Source organism: Novosphingobium sp. ZN18A2 (genome assembly GCF_036784765.1).
In the GTDB taxonomy this organism is placed as follows: Bacteria; Pseudomonadota; Alphaproteobacteria; order Sphingomonadales; family Sphingomonadaceae; genus Novosphingobium.
Genome location: NZ_CP136651.1, coordinates 1,511,854 through 1,533,185, shown reverse-complemented (window position 1 = coordinate 1,533,185; position 21,332 = coordinate 1,511,854). Strand labels below are relative to the sequence as shown.

Annotated in this window: 19 protein-coding genes; 13 read left to right on the top strand and 6 right to left on the bottom strand. The window is 62.8% G+C overall.

Annotated elements, in window-relative coordinates; genetic code table 11:
• Nucleotides 1–166: 166 nt before the first annotated feature.
• The 3 genes from RXV95_RS07570 to RXV95_RS07560 all read left to right on the top strand — a co-directional run bounded on the left by RXV95_RS07570 (nucleotide 167) and on the right by RXV95_RS07560 (nucleotide 3,837).
• Nucleotides 167–514, top strand: a complete 348-nt coding sequence (locus RXV95_RS07570) for a hypothetical protein (protein ID WP_338468396.1) — start codon at nucleotides 167–169, stop codon at nucleotides 512–514.
• A gap of 141 nt (nucleotides 515–655) precedes the next feature.
• A complete protein-coding gene (locus RXV95_RS07565; RefSeq protein ID WP_338468395.1) occupies nucleotides 656–3,076 on the top strand; it encodes a TonB-dependent receptor in 2,421 nt (806 codons plus the stop codon).
• 287 nt (nucleotides 3,077–3,363) lie between these two features.
• Nucleotides 3,364–3,837, top strand: a complete 474-nt coding sequence (locus tag RXV95_RS07560; protein ID WP_338468394.1) for a MarR family transcriptional regulator — start codon at nucleotides 3,364–3,366, stop codon at nucleotides 3,835–3,837.
• 210 nt (nucleotides 3,838–4,047) lie between these two features.
• Here RXV95_RS07560 and RXV95_RS07555 read toward each other — a convergent pair whose 3' ends face one another.
• Complete coding sequence (locus RXV95_RS07555) at nucleotides 4,048–5,445, bottom strand: hypothetical protein (RefSeq protein ID WP_338468393.1); 1,398 nt, start codon at nucleotides 5,443–5,445, stop codon at nucleotides 4,048–4,050.
• Between the two features lie 316 nt (nucleotides 5,446–5,761).
• Between RXV95_RS07555 and gyrA the strand changes: the two genes are divergently transcribed.
• From gyrA to RXV95_RS07540, 3 genes are read left to right on the top strand one after another with little or no spacing between them, the layout of a single operon-like run.
• Nucleotides 5,762–8,521, top strand: a complete 2,760-nt coding sequence (gyrA, locus tag RXV95_RS07550; RefSeq protein ID WP_338468392.1) for a DNA gyrase subunit A — start codon at nucleotides 5,762–5,764, stop codon at nucleotides 8,519–8,521.
• On the top strand, nucleotides 8,521–9,360 hold the full coding sequence (locus tag RXV95_RS07545) for a TauD/TfdA family dioxygenase (protein WP_338468391.1): 840 nt from the start codon (nucleotides 8,521–8,523) through the stop codon (nucleotides 9,358–9,360). The genes gyrA and RXV95_RS07545 overlap by 1 nt, the downstream gene beginning before the upstream one ends.
• Nucleotides 9,357–9,713 (top strand): DUF952 domain-containing protein, encoded by a 357-nt coding sequence (locus tag RXV95_RS07540; protein ID WP_338468390.1) that lies wholly within the window; start codon nucleotides 9,357–9,359, stop codon nucleotides 9,711–9,713. Before RXV95_RS07545 ends, RXV95_RS07540 begins: the two co-directional genes overlap by 4 nt.
• A gap of 97 nt (nucleotides 9,714–9,810) precedes the next feature.
• Here the strand turns inward: RXV95_RS07540 and RXV95_RS07535 are convergent, their stop codons facing one another.
• Nucleotides 9,811–10,479: a lysoplasmalogenase gene (locus RXV95_RS07535; protein ID WP_338468389.1), complete on the bottom strand. Its 669-nt coding sequence runs from the start codon at nucleotides 10,477–10,479 to the stop codon at nucleotides 9,811–9,813.
• A 111-nt stretch (nucleotides 10,480–10,590) separates the two neighbouring features.
• Between RXV95_RS07535 and trmFO the strand changes: the two genes are divergently transcribed.
• Nucleotides 10,591–11,952 carry a methylenetetrahydrofolate--tRNA-(uracil(54)-C(5))-methyltransferase (FADH(2)-oxidizing) TrmFO gene (gene trmFO, locus RXV95_RS07530; RefSeq protein WP_338468388.1) on the top strand — a complete coding sequence of 454 codons (1,362 nt, stop codon included), beginning with the start codon at nucleotides 10,591–10,593 and terminating at the stop codon, nucleotides 11,950–11,952.
• Between the two features lie 31 nt (nucleotides 11,953–11,983).
• On the opposite strand, the gene RXV95_RS07525 is transcribed toward trmFO, so the two are convergent.
• Together RXV95_RS07525 and RXV95_RS07520 are read right to left on the bottom strand one after the other, a co-directional pair.
• Complete coding sequence (locus RXV95_RS07525; RefSeq protein ID WP_338468387.1) at nucleotides 11,984–12,469, bottom strand: hypothetical protein; 486 nt, start codon at nucleotides 12,467–12,469, stop codon at nucleotides 11,984–11,986.
• 75 nt (nucleotides 12,470–12,544) lie between these two features.
• Entirely contained in the window at nucleotides 12,545–13,135 is a 591-nt protein-coding gene (locus tag RXV95_RS07520) for a hypothetical protein (protein ID WP_338468386.1), read from the bottom strand.
• Nucleotides 13,136–13,260: 125 nt separating this feature from the next.
• Here RXV95_RS07520 and RXV95_RS07515 point away from each other — a divergent pair, with 125 nt between their 5' ends.
• The 6 genes from RXV95_RS07515 (at nucleotide 13,261) to RXV95_RS07490 (ending at nucleotide 18,741) form a co-directional block, all read left to right on the top strand.
• Nucleotides 13,261–14,574, top strand: a complete 1,314-nt coding sequence (locus RXV95_RS07515) for a TadE/TadG family type IV pilus assembly protein (RefSeq protein ID WP_338468385.1) — start codon at nucleotides 13,261–13,263, stop codon at nucleotides 14,572–14,574.
• A 2-nt stretch (nucleotides 14,575–14,576) separates the two neighbouring features.
• Nucleotides 14,577–15,041 (top strand): TadE family protein, encoded by a 465-nt coding sequence (locus RXV95_RS07510; RefSeq protein WP_338468384.1) that lies wholly within the window; start codon nucleotides 14,577–14,579, stop codon nucleotides 15,039–15,041.
• Nucleotides 15,038–15,478: a TadE/TadG family type IV pilus assembly protein gene (locus RXV95_RS07505; protein ID WP_338468383.1), complete on the top strand. Its 441-nt coding sequence runs from the start codon at nucleotides 15,038–15,040 to the stop codon at nucleotides 15,476–15,478. The genes RXV95_RS07510 and RXV95_RS07505 overlap by 4 nt, the downstream gene beginning before the upstream one ends.
• Before the next feature lie 94 nt (nucleotides 15,479–15,572).
• On the top strand, nucleotides 15,573–17,333 hold the full coding sequence (locus tag RXV95_RS07500) for a Tad domain-containing protein (RefSeq protein ID WP_338468382.1): 1,761 nt from the start codon (nucleotides 15,573–15,575) through the stop codon (nucleotides 17,331–17,333).
• 143 nt (nucleotides 17,334–17,476) lie between these two features.
• Nucleotides 17,477–18,058 (top strand): TadE/TadG family type IV pilus assembly protein, encoded by a 582-nt coding sequence (locus RXV95_RS07495; protein ID WP_338468381.1) that lies wholly within the window; start codon nucleotides 17,477–17,479, stop codon nucleotides 18,056–18,058.
• Entirely contained in the window at nucleotides 18,055–18,741 is a 687-nt protein-coding gene (locus RXV95_RS07490) for a TadE/TadG family type IV pilus assembly protein (RefSeq protein ID WP_338468380.1), read from the top strand. The genes RXV95_RS07495 and RXV95_RS07490 overlap by 4 nt, the downstream gene beginning before the upstream one ends.
• Before the next feature lie 45 nt (nucleotides 18,742–18,786).
• Here the strand turns inward: RXV95_RS07490 and RXV95_RS07485 are convergent, their stop codons facing one another.
• On the bottom strand, nucleotides 18,787–20,160 hold the full coding sequence (locus tag RXV95_RS07485; RefSeq protein WP_338468379.1) for a pyruvate dehydrogenase complex E1 component subunit beta: 1,374 nt from the start codon (nucleotides 20,158–20,160) through the stop codon (nucleotides 18,787–18,789).
• Between the two features lies 1 nt (nucleotide 20,161).
• Nucleotides 20,162–21,172, bottom strand: a complete 1,011-nt coding sequence (pdhA, locus tag RXV95_RS07480) for a pyruvate dehydrogenase (acetyl-transferring) E1 component subunit alpha (RefSeq protein WP_338468527.1) — start codon at nucleotides 21,170–21,172, stop codon at nucleotides 20,162–20,164.
• Nucleotides 21,173–21,332 lie beyond the last annotated feature (160 nt).

Below are 21,332 nucleotides of genomic sequence, written 5' to 3'. Positions count from 1 at the left end.
CGATCCGCGCGCGCGTGAGCCGCATTTCACGCCAAATTCACGGTTCGCGGGTGGCGCCGATGCAATTCCGGGATCGGGTCGCACTCGCAAATGGCTCGGAACGCAGCCGGGACGATCAAAAGATCGCAAGACGCGTCCCGAATTTCAGCCAGAATGGAGACGACCAATGAGATTTGTTGCAGCATCGGCGGCACTCGCCGCTCTCGCCCTGGCGGGCACGGCCAGCGCCCAGACGGCGGGAACACCCACCTGCTCCGACGTCGACGGACTATACGTCGACGTGCACGGGCAGCACGTCATTCGCGACTATGTGGCGGGCGGTACGTTGACCGACCCGTCGTGGCCGCCATCGGACGTGGGTTCGACGGTCAGCGACAATGGCGGCGCTGCGGTGCCCGGCGGCCCCGGACCCGGCTTCCATTTTCTGTACGAAGTCCCGCCGGGCGCATCTTTTTGCACCGACTCCCAATCGGGCCGGATCTACGAACATCTGCCGGAAATCCATCAACCCTAGGCTTGGGGCCATCCGGTCGATCAAGACCGGCAACCGCGCCTGCCATCCGGGTTCGAAGCCAGCCAGCCCCACACCGGGACTGGCTGGTTTGGCCTGAGCAAGCGCACTGCGACTTACCCTCTTGCCCGAGTCATTGTGAGCATGAGCGCCTGCTTCTGCATCCTGGCCGTCGCGACGTCATCCGGCGTGGCAATGCACGCGACAGCGGCCAACGCAGGTCAAGGCCCGTTCGTTTCCGCGCCGTCGCTCAGATCGCGCGACGCGGCGCAAGGCGGGCAGGAAGATATCCTGGTGACGGGACGGAAATGGAGCGATGCCGACATCGGCAGCCTTCCGATCGATGGCACGGTGGCCGAGGACGAAATCATCCAGCTGGGCAGCGATACCGTCGGATCGCTGATAGACGACCTTGCTCCGCGAACCGCAGGCAACGGCACATCTCCTATCCTGCTGATCAACGGACGCCGCGTGATCGACAAGTCGGAGATCTTGAGCATCCCTGCGGAGGCAGTGGAACGGGTGGAGGTGCTGGGCGAACGCGCATCGCTTTCCTATGGTGCACGGCCGGGGTCGCGCGTGCTGAATATCGTCTTAAGGTCCTCATTTCAGTCTGTTACCCTGAACATCTCGGAAACGGTTCCAACCGAGGGCGGCTTCGACAAGACAGAGGCGAAGGCGACATATGCCTCGATCGCTGGCCCGACGCGATTGACCGTCAATCTGTCAGCCTTGCGCGATGCGCCGCTTTTCGAAGCAGATCGCGGCCTTGCACCAGAACCGCTCCCCCAAGGCACGCAAATCCCGACAAGCGACCTTTCATTCATGCGCGCGGCCCCGCGCTTTCGCACGCTTCTGCCACGCAAGCGTTCACTGAAAGCATCGGCCGGATATACCGTCCCGCTTGGCGGGCTTACCAATCTGTCGCTTATCGCATCGGCAGAGTTCGGCCGGAACGACCGCGAGCTGGGCCTTGCGTCGGGAACGATCTTCGCCCCGGCCCTTCCTGACGGTCTGGTCGTGCGGCGCTATTCAGGCTCGCTCGATCCGCTGGAGCAGCGCACGCAGGCAAGCAAGCTGAAAGCCGGCGCGGAACTGGGTGGGCAGGAGGGACGCTGGACCTGGAACGCCGGTATCACGCTGAAGCGCGATATGATCGAAACCACAGCCGACCTTGCGCCCGATTTCGCCCCGTTCCAACTTGCCGTCGACATGGGAGCCGATCCGCTTGGCCCGATCCCCTCCGGACTGTTGCTGCCGCGCGCGCGCTATGTTTCGCACTTCATCACGACTTCGGGAGATGCCCATCTCGACGCGCGCGGGCCGCTGGCCCAGCTATCGGCCGGCACCGCGTGGGTGCGGTTGCGCGGTGGCTTGATGGTGATAGGCGCAAAGTCGGAAGTCGGATCGGTCACGCCATCCCGAAGCGACCTGTCACGCGAAAGCGCATGGCTGGGTGCCACTATCCAGTTGCCTCTGACCAAGGCCGCATCTCCCGCCTTCGGGGCAGGCGATGTAACGCTGGGCGCGGGGTTCGAGGTTCGGACTATCTCCGATTTCGGTACATTGCTCGACAAGTCGGTGAGTCTCACGTGGCAGCCGATCCCCAGAGTCAGCGTTCACGGATCGTTTTCGCGCAACGAAAAGGCGCCGGGCCTCAATCAGCTTTGGGCACCGCGCACACTCGTTTCCGGGGTTCGACTGGTCGATTTCCTGCGCGGCGAGGATGTGGTCGCCACTATCATGCGTCAGGGAAATCCCGGCCTCCGTTCGCAGGACGATGACACCCTTCGGATCGGCTTTGTCTATCAGCCCTACTCGGGCAGGCGTTCGCTTTCGTTATCGGTGGAGTTCACGGATCAGATGGCGCACCATCCGATCGCTTTCCTGTCGGCCACCGCCGATATGCAGCTGGCCTTTCCCGATCGCTTCGTCCGCGCGCGTGACGGCAGCATCGCGGTGTTCGACAGCAGTCCGGTCAATTTCGTCCGCGCGGAAACGCAAAGCGTGCACGTCGGCATACGCTGGTCCTGGCCGCTTGGCCCCTACAGGCAATCCGGCTCCGGCCACCCCTACCCCCGCCTATACGGATATATCCTGGACGAATGGACCTTGCGGGATCGCCTGACGCTGGCCCAAACGGTTTCGGTCGATTATCTTGCAGGAGATCCAAAGGGGTACCCCGGCAACAGCCCGCACAATCGCCTGAAAGGCAAGCTGGGATATGTGGGAACCGGCTTCGGCGGCGAAGTCAGTGCCACATGGCAAAGCTCCAGCGTCATCAGGAATTTCGCCACCGGATCGACGTCAACGCCACAACATCTCATATTTTCCGGCCGCCTGCAGATTGATCTGACGGCCTTCGTGGATTTCGGTCGCAGCGGGCTTTTCGGCGCGGACAGGCGCATTTGGAACGGCACCCGCCTCCGTCTGGGGGTCGACAACCTGTTTGGCTCCCGCCCCCATGCAAGCACATCCTCGGGGGTAACGCCTTTCCTCTATCACGCGAAATTCCTCTCTCCCGCGGGCCGAACGGTGTGGGCAGGCATCCGCAAGACATTCTGATTTCCGAATGAAATCGGACTGTTGCAGGCCACTGTTGGGCACGGCGCAAAGCCAGAACGGCGGTTATTGGGTATTGACCTGAATGACGCGCACTGGAACGAGCGAATGCGCTCTACATTGAGCGAGTGCTTCGTCATCTTGACGTCGCGACCGCAATGCAGTTCAAAATCGAAGACCGGACATCCGCCCGCACGCGTTCATGTCTTGTCGGACGCGGACAGGCCCACGTGTCACCATGCTTTGTATCACCATGCATTTCAGGGCATGATTCTGGAGGTTCGAAACACGTGGAACGAAGTCTTGAGCTGGACGGACTTGACAGGAATATCGGATTGCACCTGGGCATTGCCCATTCGCAGACCGTCTTGACGCTGGACCCCAAACTCAAACCGCTTGGGCTGACGGCCAAGCTGGTGACGATCTTGTGGCTGACCGACGCGAACAGCGAAATCCACCAGGTGGACATCGCGCGCTTCCTGAAACTGAAACGATCAACGATTCATCAGTTCATCAAGGCGCTGACAAATGGCGGCTTCCTGGAATACATCCCCAGTCCGGTTGATCGACGTTCCAAGCAATTGCGGCTCACCCGGTCCGGACGGACAGCTCTTGAGCGCGCGCGCGCGGTGGTTGCACACCACGAAGCGCAAATGAATGCGCGACTGACACCCGATGAGCAGCAATCATTGCTTGCCCTGATCTCGAAGATGCGCGGTGTCGGCGACGAAGTGATCGAGTCCACGCTCGTGCCGGTTTCGTAACAGGCCACCAACAGACCGGACTAACCGCTTTAGAGCGGTCTCGGAACAGGCACGCCGCGCTGCGACTTTAATTGTGCGCCCTGCTGGTACCATTCCGCTGTTCAGGCACCGGCCGAACCATCCAAGGCACAGATACGAAAAGGGCGGCCCCGCAAGGGACCGCCCGATTCATTCGCGCGCAACGCCCGTTTGGGCGGATGCGGCCGCCTGTCAGCTTGCCGGAGTGGCCGCTTCGGCAGCGGGAGCGGCTCCGCCCGAAGCCTTCTGGTTGGCATAGATCGTCCAGAGCGCGGCCAGCGTCTTGCGCGGGCCGGTGATCTTGGCGAACGTCGCCTTGGCATCGTCATACTTGCCTTCGTCCACCTGGGCGATCCCGAGGCGTGTTTCGACACGCTCGGTCTCCACGCCGCCCTTGGTGAGCGCGAGCTGATACATATCGGCGGCCTTCGCCGGCATGTCGTATGAAAGGTAGGCATCGCCGGCAGCCATCGCGGTTACGCCATTGGCGGCCGAACGGGCGTCCTTTTCAAGACCGGGAAGCGAAGCCTTGTCCGCAGGTATGCGACCCTTGGCTTCCTTCAGCGAATCGGCAACGAATGTATCGTTGGCCGGAAGCGCGCCATTGGCGATACCGTCGTTGATCACCTTGACCACCTCACCGGGTAGGCGGCGGGGGTCGGCGGCCTGCACGTATTCCACGTATTCCCGCTCGGTGTACTTGGGATCGTTCTTCAGCGCGCCGGTGCGAAGCAGCAGGCGGCCGAGGTCGAGCGATTCCTGGCTGGTGAATTCCGGCGAAGCGAATTCGCGCGTCACCTGCCCGGCGTTGAGCCAGTTGATCGCCGACGGATAGGCCTTGACCATCATCTGCGACCAATCGACCGCCTGCGGTCCAAGCTTCGCCGTGTAGGCCATGCTGATGCCGCGGCTGTACCACGCGGCCGGAGCGGGCTTGCCGGCAGCGGCATGCGCGTCGATCGAGGTCTTGAGCGCGTCGAGACCCTGCTGGGTCTTGTTATCGGCAAAATACGCTTCGGCCAGCAGGGCGCCGGCGTTGCTGTCGGTATAGCCGCCGTCGATCGCCTTTTGCAGGTATTGCTCGGCTTCGGCGTAATCCTTCGCCTGGAAAGCGAGCGAACCGACGAAATAGCTGTACTTCGGCACTTCGGCCGCCGGGGTAAAACCGCTTTCCAGCATCGCCTTCAGACCCTTGCGCTGAAGCGCGGGGTCTTTCGCCAGGCCGCCCAGGTTCACGGCGAACTGGCCGGCAACGAACTGGTCGTCGGGCGAAGTGGCGGCGGTGAAGGCCTGGTTCACCATCGCCTTTTCGTCGGCAAGGGCGGCACCAAGCTTGGCCGGATCGTCACCCGCGGCCTTCACCTCGGGCTTGTCCTTCGCCTTGCCCAGAGCGGCACTGAGCGGCGCCGCGATCTTGCGGAACCCGGCCGAGATCTTGGGCGACTTGCTTTCTTCCTTCTTGTCCTTGGCCATCGCGGGCACGGCGCTGACTGCCAGCCCGCCTGCCGCAAGACCGGTACTGAGGGCAACGGCGAGTGCGGCGCGGGCGGCGCCAGCCTTGCCGATGTTTGCGAAAGTTGCGCGCTTCATGAAATTCTCCTGTTCGACCCGGAACGCGACGCGCGGGACAGCCCCCTGCTTTACGCCGGTCCTCTCACCAAGTGGGCGCATGCGCTACTGCCGCCTAAACGCCCGTTTGGCAACCGCGACCCTGATAGGAAATTGCCGGTGAACGCGCTTTGAATGGATCGTGGGGCGTCCATTCAGGCAGTTGAGGCCGCCGATGGGCCGAAATGTGGAAAACTGCCGACAGATACGCCGGTTTGGGCGCGCATTGCTGGCCTTGGCTGCCAATGTGTCCTAGGGCGGGGAGCATTCCCGACAACAGAGCGAAAAAGCCGACGAAGTGAGCGACGACACCGACATCATCGATCCTCCCGCACCGGGCGGAGACCCTGAAATCCAGCGGATCGACATCGTCGACGAGATGAAGACCAGCTATCTCGATTACGCGATGAGCGTGATCGTGAGCCGCGCGCTGCCCGACGTGCGCGACGGTTTGAAGCCGGTCCACCGCAGGATCCTGTTCGCCAGCCAGGAAGGCGGCTTCGTCGCCGGGCGGCCCTATCGCAAGAGCGCCAAGATCGTGGGCGACGTGATGGGCAACTATCACCCGCACGGCGACGCTGCGATCTACGACGCGCTCGCGCGAATGACGCAGCCGTGGTCGATGCGCCTGCCGCTGGTCGATGGCCAGGGCAACTTCGGCTCGATGGACCCCGATCCGCCGGCCTCGATGCGCTATACCGAAGCGCGTCTGGCAAAGGCCGCCAACTACCTTCTCGACGATCTCGACAAGGATACCGTCGATTTTGCCGACAACTATGATGGTTCGCGCGCGGAGCCGACGGTGCTTCCCGCGCGTTTTCCCAACCTGCTGGTCAACGGCGCGGGCGGCATCGCGGTGGGCATGGCCACCAACATTCCGCCGCACAACCTGGGCGAAGTGATCGACGGTTGCCTGGCCTGGATCGAAAACCCGCTGATCAGCCTTGAAGAGCTGATGGAGATCATCCCCGGACCGGATTTCCCCACAGCACCGCTGATCCTGGGCCAGTCCGGCGCGCGCAAGGCCTATAGCGAGGGCCGCGGCTCCATCATCATGCGCGCGCGCCATGTGATCGAGGAAGGCCGGGGCGATCGCCGCTCCATCGTGCTGACCTCCATTCCCTATCAGGTGGGCAAGTCGGGCCTCGTCGAAAAGATCGCCGAGGCTGCCAAGGACAAGCGGATCGAAGGCATCGCCGACATCCGCGACGAATCGAACCGCGAAGGCGTGCGCGTGGTTGTCGACCTGAAGCGCGATGCAACGCCCGAAGTCGTGCTCAACCAGTTGTGGCGCAACACGCCCGCGCAATCGAACTTCCCGGCAAACATGCTGGCGATCCGCGGCGGGCGGCCCGAAGTCCTTGGCCTGAAGGACATCATCGAAAGCTTCGTTCACTTCCGTGAGGAAGTGATCACGCGGCGCACCAAGTTCGAACTGAACAAGGCGCGCGACCGGGCGCACATCTTGTTGGGCCTGGTGATCGCGGTAACCAACCTTGACGAGGTGGTGGCGATCATTCGCGGATCGGCCAACCCTGCCATCGCGCGCGAACGCCTGCTCGAACGCGAATGGCCGGTGGGCGAGATCGCGCAATATATCCGCCTCGTCGAAGCGATCGAGTTGAACGAGGAGCAGGAAGGCGGCGTCTATCGCCTGTCGGAAACGCAGGTCCGCGCGATCCTCGACCTGCGGCTCCACCGGTTGACCGCGCTGGGCCGGGACGAGATCGGTGACGAGTTGGAAGGCCTGGCCGCCGCGATCCGCGAGTACCTTGAAATCCTTGCTGACCGCCAGAAGCTCTACGCGGTGATGAAGCAGGAACTGGCCGAAGTGCGCGAACTTTTCGCCACGCCGCGCCTGTCCGAAATCGCGCCCGCGGCCGACGGCATCGAGGACGAAGACCTTATCGAGCGTGAGGACATGGTCGTCACCATCACGCTCGACGGATATATAAAGCGCACCGCGCTTTCCACCTTCCGCGCGCAGAACCGGGGCGGCAAGGGCCGTGCCGGGATGGCCACGAAAGACGAGGACGCGGTGGCGACGATGTTCGTTGCCTCCACCCACACGCCGGTGCTGTTCTTCTCCACGGCCGGCAAGGTTTATCGCATGAAAGTGTGGCGCCTGCCCGAAGGCGGCGCCGCCACGCGCGGTCGGCCGGTGGTGAACATGCTTCCCGCGCTCGACCAGGGCGAGACGATTGCCACGGTGCTGCCGCTGCCGGAAGACGAGGATGAATGGGGCGCATTGAGCGTCGTTTTCGCCACCGCCAAAGGCAGCGTGCGCCGCAACTCAATGGACGCCTTCGCCAACATCCCGTCGAACGGCAAGTATGCGATGAAGTTCGAAGAAGACAGCGAAGACCGCCTGATCGGCGTCGCTCTGCTGGAAGCGACGGACGACGTGCTGCTGGCAACGCGCAACGGCAAGGCAATCCGCTTCGCGGGCGACGACGTGCGCGAGTTCACCAGCCGCACCTCAACCGGTGTGCGCGGCATGACACTGAAGGGCGACGACGAAGTAATCTCTCTCTCCATCCTCCATCGCGGCGGTATGCGTGACCAGGAAGAGCGCGAGGAATATCTGCGCTTCGCCCCGTGGAAGCCCGAAAAGGAAGGCGAGATGGCGGACCAGGAACGGTTCGCGCTCCTCGCCGGGCGCGAACAGTTCATCCTTACGGTTTGCGCGAACGGATACGGCAAGCTCTCGTCAGCCTATGAATACCGCCGCACCGGACGCGGCGGCCAGGGCATCACCAACATCGACAACATCGACCGCAACGGCCCTGTCGTCGCCAGCTTCCCGGCCACGCAGGCCGAACAACTGATGCTTGTGACCGATCAGGCCAAGCTGATCCGCCTGCCGCTCGAATCGCTGCGCGTGATCGGGCGCGGTTCTGCAGGCGTTCGGCTGTTCAACGTGGCCGACGGCGAAAAGGTGGTCAGCGCGGTGCGCCTTGCCGAGGAAACCGCGGACGAGGTGGAAGCCGACGAAGTGGCGACGCCGGACCAGCCGCAGGCTGGCGAGCAACCACCCGAAAGCGGCGGCGAAGACTGATGGCGATCAGGGTCGAACCGTCGGGGGCGGCGTGCGGAGCGCGCGTAACCGGCGTCGACCTTGCCGCGCCGCTCGATCCCGGAACGGTTGCCGAAATCCGCAAGGCGTGGCTTGCGCACCACGTTCTCGCCTTCCCCGGCCAGACGATGGACGACGACGCGCTTGAACGCTTTACGCTGGCGTTCGGCGGCTTTGGCGAGGATCCGTTCTTTGCTCCGATTCCCGGACGGGCGCACATCGCCGCGATTCGCCGGGAGGCAGACGAGACGAGCCCGATCTTTGCGGAGAACTGGCATTCGGACTGGAGCTTTCAGGCACGTCCGCCGGCCGGCACCTGCCTTCTGGCGATAGACATACCGCCAGAAGGCGGAGATACGCTGTTCGCGAACCAGCATGCCGCATGGGATGCCCTTTCCGATGCGCGCAAGGCCGATCTGGGCGAACTGGTGGCAATCCATTCGGCCCGCCTCGCCTATGCGCCAGACGGCACATACGGCGATAGGGACAAGGGGCGCAGCATGGACATCCGCCCCGGTGACGCGGCGATGGAAGCGCGGACGCATCCGCTTGTTCCCGCACATCCCGAAACCGGGCGGCGCGGGTTCTTTTCCACGCTTGGCTATATCATCGGCATCGAAGGGAAGGCGCAGGGCGATGCCATCGCGCTCTTGAAAGACTTGCAGGAATGGCAGGGCAGCGAACGCTTCGTCTATCGCCACAAGTGGGAGCCCGATATGCTGCTGATGTGGGACAACCGATCCGTTCTCCACTGCGCGACCGGCGGCTATGAAGGCCACCGGCGCGAACTCCACCGCACAACGATAGCCGCATCGCCATGACCAGACCGCACCCGACTGTTGCCTGGAAAGTGCTGACCGCAGACCAGATGGACACGCTTGAACACGAGGGCGTTTTCAAGGGCGCGCCCGTCGACCTGGCAGACGGGTTCATCCACCTGTCCACCGAAGACCAGCTTGCCGGAACGATCGGGAAACACTTCGCCGGGCAGGAAAACCTGCACCTAGTCGCGGTTGACCTGCCCGTGCTGGGCCAAGCGGTGAAATGGGAAGTATCGCGCGGGGGCGCGCTTTTCCCGCACATTTATGCGGCCTTGCCGCTTTCCGCGGTGATCGCCTATGGCCCGCTGCGCTATGACGACGCGGGCGAGATCATCCTTCCACCCGCTGGATAACAGGCACGCGCCGGGTTGCATTTGCCTTGATATTTCCTGGCCTTCGCGGCTGAAATCAGCGCTTCGCAACACGTGCACGTTTCGGTCCGCCCCGTCCTTATTCTGCGCTGAATTCGCCCGCCTTGCGCAAAGCGCCGATCACACCGGTGGCGATCAGGAACTGGCCGAAATAATAGAGCGGCCAGATCGGCCAGGTCAGCAACCGCGCATCGGCCAGCGGGCCGAGTTTCGCGAAGATCAGCAGATCGCTTGCCACGAACATCAGCGCGCCCAGCCCCACGCGATAGCGCGGAAAGCTGCTGGTCCATGCCATGCCCGCCATCCCCGCCAGCGCCAGTGCATAAAACGCGACGGTGTTCGCCGAACCGCGATCCACCGGAAGTATGTATCCAAGCAACGGCACCACCACCAGCAGCAGCACCGCCAGCGCCTTCTGGCTGCCACTCGTTTCCACGCGCCTGTGCCGTGCATAAAGTGCGATCGCGGCAAGGTGCGAAAGGAAGAACGCGCCCACTCCCGCTTCCGGCCTGACTTCCAGCGCCATGTCGCCGATTGCCGAAAGCGCCATCACGATGGCCAGCAGGTGCGCATCGCGTGAGGGGTGGTGCGCCCAGGCATAGCCCGCAAGCATGGCCACGCCCGCGCCCTTCCACGCGATCTGGTAAATCCCCGGCATTGCCGATTGCGAGACGAACCAGAAGGTGACGCCGAAAAACAGGCTGGCAAGCAACCATGGCCTGCGTTCTGCAAGGGCGCGATGCGGCATAGGCGCGGTCTCTCCTTCATCCAGCCCGACTATTGGGCAAAGTTGAACCAATGGGCCAAGTTGAACCAATGGGGTTGTCCGTATGCCAAGGCAATGGTTAGAGGGCCGCGAATGACCCACGATATCCACATCATCGGCGGCGGCCTGGCGGGAAGTGAAGCGGCGTGGCAACTCGCCCGGCGCGGCTTCCGCGTAAAGCTGTCCGAAATGCGCGGCGGCGGCGATACCACGCCCGCGCACCAGGGCGCGGGGCTGGCCGAACTCGTCTGCTCCAACTCGTTCCGTTCGGACGACGACGAAAAGAACGCCGTCGGCCTGCTGCATCACGAAATGCGCGGTTGCGGATCGTTGGTCATGGAAGCGGCGAATGCGGCGCGCGTTCCGGCGGGATCGGCGCTGGCGGTGGACCGAGACGTGTTTTCGGGCGCGGTCGAAAAGGCCCTGTCCACCCTTCCCAACCTCGATATCGTGCGGGAACGGGTGGACGCGCTGCCGCAGGCGGGGCTGACCATCGTCGCCACAGGGCCGCTTACCGCGCAATCGCTTGCCGCCAGTATCGGCGCGGCAACCGGCGCGGCAAGCCTGGCCTTCTTCGACGCCATCGCGCCCATCGTCTATCGCGAAAGCATAGACATGGACGTGTGCTGGATGGCCAGCCGCTGGGACAAGATTGGCCCCGCGGGCGGTGACGGGAAGGATTACATCAATTGCCCGATGACGAAGGACGACTATCTCGCCTTCCGTCAGGGGCTGCTTGACGGCGAGAAGACCGAGTTTCGCGAGTGGGAAGCCGACACGCCCTATTTCGAAGGGTGCATGCCGATCGAGGTTATGGCCGCGCGGGGCGAGGATACGCTGCGCTTTGGCCCGATGAAGCCCGTGGGGCTGGACAACCCGCACTGGGCGACGCCCGAACATCCGAACGGGCGATGGCCCTATGCCGTGGTGCAACTGCGGCAGGACAACAAGCTGGGCACGCTTTGGAACATGGTGGGCTTCCAGACCAAGCTGAAGCACGCCGAACAGGTGCGGCTGTTCCGCACCATTCCGGGCTTGCAGAACGCAGAGTTCGCACGGCTGGGCGGGCTGCATCGCAACACGTTCCTCAATTCGCCCATGCTGCTTGACCGCCAGCTACGTCTGAAAGGCGCGCCGCACATCCGCTTTGCCGGGCAAATCACCGGCTGCGAAGGCTATGTCGAGAGCGCCGCCGTGGGATTGATGACCGGGCTTATGTCCGCAGCCGAGCTTTCGGGCCGACAATGGACGCCGCCGCCGCGCACCTCCGCGCTGGGCGCGCTGCTGGCCCACATCACCGGCGATGCGGAAGCGGAGAGCTATCAGCCGATGAACGTCAATTTCGGTCTGTTCCCGCCGGTTGACGAAAGCGTGAAGAAAAAGCAGCGCAAGGAAGCCTACACTGCGCGCGCCAAGGCGGACATCGCGCCTTGGCTGGCAGAGGTTTCCGCATAAGGCGACACGCCGCCTGGCACTTGCACCGGTCCTAGCACTTGCATCGGGGCTTCGGCTTGCGCTTCGGCCGCGTGGTGGCAAACTCCTTGCGGCTCAACCAGTTGTCGCCATTTGCGTCGGCCTTTTTGAAGCGGTCCGAGGTGGAGGCCGCCCATTCCTCGAACGTCAGCAGGTTGTTGCCGTCGACATCGAGTTTGCGGAACGCAGCGGTGCGGGTGGCCAACATCTCGTTGCGGGTGATGCGCCCGTCGGCATCTCGGTCATAACGGTTGAAGCGTCGCTCTTCCCGCGTCGCCTTACGCGCCACCGGCGGTTCCGGCCCTTCCATCCCCGAAACGTCCGCTTTCGGCAGCGCGCCGGGATCGGTCGCTTGCCCGTTCAGCGCGGCAGCCGACGAAAGATCGGGCGGCGGGGCACCGGTTTCGACGGCAGCACGCCCCTGCCACCAGAACGTTCCTGCCGCCACCATCAGCAGGGCAACAAGCGCGCCGAGCAGGCTGCGATTCACAAACGGCATCCCCTGGTTACCTTGCCGGGAACATACCGGACCCGTGCAGCCACCGGAACGGCAACCGCCTCCGTGATGGAGCGATCAGCGCCCGGTCAGCCCGATGCGCATACCGGCAAACAGATCGCCGAACGGCCGCCGCTTGCCCGCGCGCGCCTCTCTCACGGCAAGGCCGCGCAGCACCGCAAGCGGACGCATGACGCGCGGCAGGACCGGCAACGCTTCCCCCCTGCCCGGCTCTGTCCAGCCTTTTGCCGCTGCGCGCACCGCATCCTCGTCCTCGCAATCCAGCAGGCGTGCCAGCGCGACCATCGCCTCGACACGTGCCGCGCGCAATTCCGCGCCGCCGTCTTCACCCACGCTGGCCGCCTCCCAGCCGTCAACCAGCAAGCCGAGCGCGGCGCGCTCACGCTCCCACGCCTCAAGCAGGGCAAGCAGCGGCTCGCCGGCTGGCCACGTCCTCGCCGGGGAGGCGAAACGGTCGCGCCACCAAGCGAGGCGCATCTGCACGGCGATCGGTTCGCGTCCCGCGCGCGCCGCATCGGCAAGGCGCGTTTCCAACGCGAACAGCCCGCGCCAGTGATCCCGCGCACGCGCGGGGCAATAGGCAAGCGCGAAGCGTTGCAGCGGGTCCAGCGGAACCGCGTTTTGCAGGGATTTCAGCTGTTCATCCATCGTCTTGCGAGCTTTTTAAGCGCTGACCAATTCATTAACCGTAAACTTACAGATTCCCGTTACCACACCCCCCGTAAACCCTCCGACGATCGACGAGGTGCATGCTGTAACGGGACACTTTCTCAATGTTGATAAAGCTTGGAAAGCTGGCACGAAACCTTGCCGCGAATACCAGCGGCAATGCCACCCTTATCATAGCGATGGGTATGCCCGCGCTGATCGGCGGTGCCGGATTTGCGGTGGATACCGCGCAATATTACATGTGGAAGCAGGAACTGCAGCACGCGGTTGACCAGGCCGCGCTGGCCGGTGCCTATAGCCTGTCGAAAGACAAGGCCAGCACCACATATACGCAGCGCGCACTTCAGGAATACGACGCCAACCTGCAAATCACGCAGAACATGGCCTCTGCCCCCACGATTGCGTTGGCCGACTATGCCGGTGACACCAACAACTCCGTCATCGTCAGCGCCTCGATCTCGAAGATGTTGCCGTTCAGCGGCATGTTGACCAACCAGCCGCTTCTTCTCAGGGCCGCGGCACAGGCGGCGTTTACGCCGGGCAAGGCCTACAACGCCTGCATCCGCACGATCAAGCAGGGCGGCACCACGCTTTCGATCGGCGGCAATGCGACGGTGAAGGCACAATGCGGCCTGGCTGCGCTGTCCTGTTCGGACGGAGCCGTGCAGATTGCCGACAGCGCAACGGTCGAAACGGATTCGATTGCCACATGCGGCACCGCGGATGTGCCCTCGGAGTTGCAGAGCGTGGTCAGCGAACACGTTCAGGGTCTGACAGATCCGTTCGGAGATCTCTCCACGCCGGAAACCAACGGTCCCACGCAGAACTATTCCTGCAACAACGTCAACAAAGGCGGCAGGAAGACGCAGCAGGCGAATCTGGTGCAGGGCACCTATTCGTCACTGGTCGTCAAATGCACGACCAGTCTGGCCGCTGGAATCTACGTGATCGACGGCGGCGTGCTCGACATGAGCGCGAATTATGATGTTACCGGAAAGGGCGTGATGTTCGTTCTGAAGAACGGCGCCACGATAAAGCTGGGCGGCCAGGGCACCACCTCCAACACGATCAGCCTCTCACCGATCCAGGCGGGCGACTTCGAAGCGATGACCCCGGCATATCCAAGCAGCTATTCAAAGGATTATTCCGGGATTCTCGTTTACGAGGACCGCAACAACAATCCCGGATCGCCCGGCCACGTCATCAATGGCAACGCGACGTCGATGATCGAAGGCAACATCTACCTGCCGTCCGGCGACGTTACGGTCAGCGGCAATTCCTATGTCAGCAGCCAGTGCCTGCAGATCACCGCCAAGACGATTACCGTTCAGGGCGGCGCCTGGTTGCAGACGCTGTGCACCGCAGACCAGACCGACGGCGTTGGCTACGCACCCGGCGAAGTGAAGTTGGTGGCATGACCATGAAACAGACCCTCAAATCGCTGTCCGCGCGCCTGCGGAGCAGCATCGCCGGTACGATGGTGATCGAAACCGCGATCGTCATGCCCGTTCTGGTGGTGATTTCGCTGGGCGTCTTCGACACCGGGCGCATGTTTGCACGGCAGACCTTTCTGCAAAGCGCCATCGGCGAAGCGACGGCCATCGCGCTTGCGGCAGGTTCGGGCGCGACGACCGACGTCAACCAGATCAAGGACGTGCTGGTGCAATCCAGCAAGCTGCCAGCCGACCAGATCACGGTATTGAAGAAATACCGCTGCGGCGACGATCCCACGCTGCTTGACAGTTCGTCCACCTGCACCACGGGCGAGGAGGTTTCGACCTACCTCCAGGTGACCATCACTGACACGTACAAACCGATGTGGACTGAATTCGGCGTCGGTCACGACATTACCTATGACGTTACAAGGACATCGCAGGTAGCATGACCCGGACAATCCCCTTCCTGAAGCGGCTCGCCCGCAATCAGAGCGGTTCGACGCTGGTGGAATTCGCGCTGATCGGCCCCGCCTTCCTGGCCATGCTGTTCGGCGTGTTCCAGGTTGCCGTGCTGATCCAGAACTACAACGCGCTGCGTTCGGTAGGGGACGACCTTTCGCGCTATGTGGTGGTCCAGCATCAAAAGGGCGCGCCGGTAAGCCAATCGGACATTCAGGATACCGCGGTGTCGATTGCAGCCAGCAAGCCCTATTATCTCGACACCGCGTTCCTCAGCGTCAATTCGACGACGGGCACATCAGCCATCACGGGCGCGGACAAGGTGACGCTGGACCTGGAATACAAGTCCGCCGACTTCCTGCAGTTCTTCGACGTTAACGGCATCACGCTCAGCTTCCACAAGGATCTTTACGTTCCTTCGGCGTGAAGCCCGCGGAAATGTACGATTCGGATCGATCGTAAGAGCTTGGATAACCACGTTTATTTGCGATAATTGTACGCCTGCGCGTTAGCCAGGTTACATGAACGGGATCGCACTCAAACCAAGATGCCAGCGCCTGAAACGGCTTGCGAAAAGCCTGCTGCAAGACCGCGCCGGCAACACCATCGTCCTTGTTGCGGCGGCAATCCTCCCGCTGCTGGCGCTTGTCGGCAGCGGTGTGGACATGGGCCGGTCCTACCTTGTCCAGTCGCGCTTGCAGCGCGCCTGCGATGCCGGGGTGTTGAGCGGACGCAAGGAACTGGCGACATTCGCCAACTTCGATTCCGGCGCCGATACGATGAAGGTCGAAGACCAGGGCGACCGCTTCTTCAACGCCAATTTCCCAACCGGAATCTATGGCACCAGGCAGCGTGCGTTCAAACTTGAGATCGGAAGCGATTACGCGGTGCGGGGCACGGCCTCTGCCATCGTGCCGACAACGATCATGAAGATTTTCAACTTCAGCCAGATCCCCGTTTCGGTGGATTGCACCGCGCAGCTGGATAACGCCAACACCGACATCATGATGGCGCTGGACGTCACCGGATCGATGAACCAGACACTGGCCGGTGACAGCCAGTCGAAACTGGCCACGCTGAAAAGCACGGTGAAGGGGTTTTACACCTCTATCATGGCCAACAAGGTGGCCGGGTCGACCATCCGCATGGGGTTCGTGCCCTATTCGACCAACGTCAATGTGGGCGCGATATTGAAGGACGACTGGGTCGCGCCCGAATGGAACTATGACACCCGCGTACTGAACGGCAGCGGCGATGCATTCGGCACGACCAGCTTCTGGGGGGCCTGGTCGCCGGTATCGGGCTCATCCAGTTCGAACGTCGACCAGACCTATACGGCCTCGTTCGATTCAAGGTCGAACACCTACCGGTGCCTTCACTCGCTGCCCACCGGCACGGGCACCAACACGACCAAAAAGATATCGACCTCCTCGGAAGACTATGCCGGCCCGCCATCCGGCACGAAGACGACGGACGTCTGGAACCGCACGCGCGACGGCAGCTTCTATTCGGTTGCGCTGAAGGACAAGACCTGCGTCGTGACCAGGACGACGTATGACAACTATATCGATACCATCCCCTACATCACGATCCCCACGATGGAGCATTCCAGCAAGTGGGATTACAAGTCGCTGTCCAAGGATGTCAGCGACTGGCGCACCGGCAGCAACGGCTGCATGGAAGAGCGCGCGACCTACGACATCGACGATTACGACAACGTGGACCTGTCGCAGGCGCTGGATCTCGATATCGATGGCGTTCCGGATGCAGGCGACACCGATACCCAGTGGAAGCCCGAATACCCCGACATCATCTATGACCGCGCGCTGCAGTGGAACGGCCGGGGCACAATGGACGCGGCGGAATCCACAACGAACGCAGAGTACGTGGCGCCCGGTTTGATCGGCCTTGCCGCCTGCCCCGCCCCGGCAAAGAAGCTGCAGGAATGGTCGAAGTCAAACCTCGACAGCTATGTCGATTCGCTGTCTGCCGGCGGCAGCACGTATCACGACATCGGCCTGCTCTGGGCCGCGCGGCTGATCTCTCCAAAGGGCCTTTTCGCGAACGAGAACACCGTCGACGGCAAGGACGTAAACCGCCACCTGATCTTCCTGACCGACGGCCAGACGGCGACACTGGACCTCAGCTATGGTGCTTACGGGGTCGAACCGCTCAGCCACAGGCGCTGGAATCCGTCGGACTCGCTTACGCTGAACCAGACGGTCGAAAAGCGTTTCAGCTTCGTCTGCAACGAAGTGAAGAACCACAACATCACCGTGTGATTCATCGCCTTCGGCACCAACCTCAACCCGATGATGAAGAACTGTGCGGGGGCGGGTCATTATTTCTATGCCGCGAACTCCGCTGACCTGAACGATGCCTTCGCGGCCATCGCCAGGTCCATCGGCGACCTGAGGCTTTCCAAATGATCCGCCGTTTGCGCCATGCCCGCGACGGGGTGACCGCGGTGGAGTTCGCGTTGCTGGCGCCGTTCCTGCTGGTGACGGTGCTGGGCCTGTTCGACATGGGCTTCAACGTCTATGCGCAAACAATGCTGCAAGGCGCGGTGCAGGAAGCGGCGCGCTCGTCCACTGTAAAATCCGCGGCAGGAAACCTTACCGACATCGACACGCTGGTGACCGACGCGGTGAAAGACGTGATTCCCGATGCCACGATGAGCTTTGCGCGCCAGTCCTATGCGAACTTCACCGACGTGGGCCTGCCCGAGGATTACACCGATACCGACGGCGACGGCGCCTGCGACAACGGTGAGCCATACGAAGACGCGAACGACAACGGCAGCTGGGACGCCGATCGCGGTTCGGCCGGGTTGGGCGGTGCGCGCGATGCCGTGCTCTATACCGTCACCGCCACCTATCCCCGCCTGTTCCCGATGGCAGGGCTTATCGGCCTGCCCGAAACCGTGACGATGAAGGCAACCACCGTGCTGCGCAACCAGCCGTACCAGGCCCAGGCGGTACACGGAAAGATCAGGAATTGCCCATGACCCGTTGCCGCGCCCTTACTGCTTTCCACGACTTGCTGCGCGCACGCTCCGGCGTTGCGACGATCGAGTTCGCGCTTTCGGTTCCGCTGCTGCTGAGCGTGGGCCTGTGGGGCGTGGAAACCGCGAACGTCGCGATGGTGCACATGCGCATCAACCAGCTCGCCACGCAGATTGCCGACAACGCTTCGCGCATCGGAGACACATCGCAACTGTCAAACCGGAAGATCTATGAAAGCGATATCGACGATATCCTGGCCGGAGCGAACATCCAGTCGGGCAACATCGGGCTGTTCGATCACGGGCGGGTGATCATCTCCAGCCTGGAGGTCGTGCCCGGAGAAGCGGACCAGCAATATATCCACTGGCAACGCTGCATGGGCGCAAAGGACGTGACGTCGGCCTATGGCGGCGAAGGGACCGGCCTTGGCGGCGGATTATCGGGAATGGGCCCTGCGGGAGACGAGATCACCGCCAGCAAGGGCGACGCGGTGATGTTCGTGGAAGTGACCTACGATTACCAGCCGATCGTCTCGAAGCTTTTCACTGCGGCCAAGACGATTTCGACGACGGCCGCCTTCAACGTGCGCGACAGCCGCGACCTTACGCAGATATACCAGCGCGATCCGAACAATCCGGACCGGGTCGCCTCGTGCGATGTATTCGAAGGTTACCCCAAAACGTGATCCGGGCGCGGCGCCTGCGTGTGGCCGCCGCGCCCGGTTGAAGCGTCAAGCCTTGTAGCAGACCTTCTTCGCGGCCTCGACAATGCGTGACGCATCGATCAGCGCCGCCTTTTCAAGGTTCGCGGCATAGGGCAGCGGCACGTCCTCGTCGTTCACACGCAGGACCGGCGCATCGAGGAGGTCGAAACCCTCCTCCATGCAGATCGCAACGATCTCACTGGAAATCGAGCAATGCGGCCACCCTTCTTCCGCCACGACCATGCGATTGGTCTTGGCGAGGCTGGCAAGCACCGTTTCCTTGTCGAGCGGGCGCAAAGTGCGAAGATCGATCACTTCGGCATCGATACCCTCACCCGCGAGAGCCTCTGCCGCTTCCAACGCAAAGCCCACGCCGATGGAATAGGAAACGATGGTCACGTCCGATCCTTCGCGCATCACCCGCGCCTTGCCGATCGGCAGCACCCAGTCGTCCACTTCGGGCACGTCGAAACTGCGGCCATAAACCAGCTCGTTTTCAAGAAACACGACCGGGTCATCGGTGCGGATCGCCGCTTTCAGCAGGCCCTTGGCATCCGCGCTGTCATAAGGCGCGATTACGACCAGGCCGGGAACGCTGGCATACCAGGGACCATAGTTCTGGCTGTGCTGCGCCCCCACGCGGCTGGCCGCAGCGTTGGGTCCGCGGAACACCACCGGACAGCGCATCTGGCCACCCGACATATAGTTGGTCTTGGCAGCCGAGTTGATGATGTGGTCGATCGCCTGCATCGCGAAGTTGAACGTCATGAACTCGACGATGGGCTTCAGTCCGCCCATCGCCGCGCCGGTGCCGATGCCGGCAAACCCGTATTCGGTGATGGGCGTATCGATCACGCGGCGCGGGCCGAACTCTTCCAGCAGGCCCTGCGTAACCTTGTAGGCGCCCTGGTACTCGGCCACTTCCTCGCCCATCACGAAAACGCGGTCGTCCGCGCGCATTTCCTCGGCCATCGCGTCACGCAAGGCCTCGCGCACGGTGACGGACGTCATCGCGGTGCCTTCGGGCACTTCGGGATCACGGGCGACGGGCTTTGCACTTTCCGCGGGAACGGGCCGCGCAGGCGGTTCCGTTGCGGCGGCGGGCGCCGGAGCTGGCTCTCCAGCGGCGGCAGGCGGCGGCGGAGCGGAAGCGGTGCCATCGTCTTCGCCGATCACCGCGATCACGGTGCCGACCTTCACGTTCTCCGTACCTTCGGGAACCACGATCTTGCCGATCGTGCCTTCATCGACCGCCTCGAACTCCATCGTCGCCTTGTCGGTTTCGATTTCGGCCAGGATATCGCCAGACTTAACCTCGTCGCCTTCCTTGACGAGCCATTTTGCCAGCGTGCCCTCTTCCATCGTGGGGGAGAGCGCGGGCATCTTCAGTTCGATTCCCATCTCAATAATTCTCCACCAGGACGTCTGTATAGAGTTCGGACATGTCCGGTTCTGGTGAGCTTTCCGCAAAGTCGGCCGCTTCGGCCACCCTGGCGCGGATCGCCTTGTCGATCGCCTTGACCGTGTCTTCCGCAACGCCGCGCGTCAGAAGTTCGGCCTTCGCGGCTTCGATCGGATCGTGCTTCTCGCGCATTTCCTGCACTTCCTCGCGACTGCGATACTTGGCAGGGTCGGACATAGAGTGCCCGCGATAGCGATAGGTATGCAGTTCCAGCAGAACCGGGCCGTTGCCCGCACGCACATAGTCGAGCGCGACATTGGCCGCCTGGCGCACCTCCAGCACGTCCATGCCGTTCACGCCAATGCCGGGAATGCGGAACGCCGTGCCGCGGCGGTAGAAATGCGTTTCGGCCGAGCCGCGCTTGACCGCAGTGCCCATCGCATAACCGTTGTTCTCGATCACGAAGACGATCGGCAGCTTCCACAGCGAGGCCATGTTGAACGTCTCGTAGACCTGGCCCTGGTTGGCCGCGCCGTCGCCGAAATAGATCATGCTGACGCCGCCATCGTCGCGATACTTGTGCGCGAAGGCCAGCCCGGCCCCCAGCGGCACCTGCGCGCCCACAATGCCGTGGCCGCCGTAAAAGCGATGTTCGGTCGAGAACATGTGCATCGACCCGCCCTTGCCCTTGGAAATACCGGCCGCGCGCCCGGTCAGTTCGGCCATGATGAGCTTGGGATCGATGCCATAGGCCAGCATGTGGCCGTGGTCGCGATAGCCGGTGATCACGCTGTCCTTGTCATTGTCCAGCGCCGACTGAAGACCGACGGCAACGGCTTCCTGTCCGATGTAGAGGTGGCAGAACCCGCCGATCAGGCCCAGCCCGTAAAGCTGGCCGGCCTTTTCCTCGAAGCGGCGGATCAGCGTCATCTGCTCATAGTAGTGGAGCAGTTCCTCGTCACTGGCGTCGTATCGCTTGTTGTTGGCGTGGGCCTGTTGAAGGCTGTGCAACGCAAAGTTCGGATCGTCGGGGCCGTCAAATCCAGCCTCTTCAACGTCAACGACTTGCTTCTTCGGCGCGGCGGTGCGGCGGCGCGCAGGGGCTTTGGCCGGGGCAGACTTGCCTTCGGCGGCCTTGCCCTTCGCGGCTCGGGGTGTGGCGGGTTTTGCC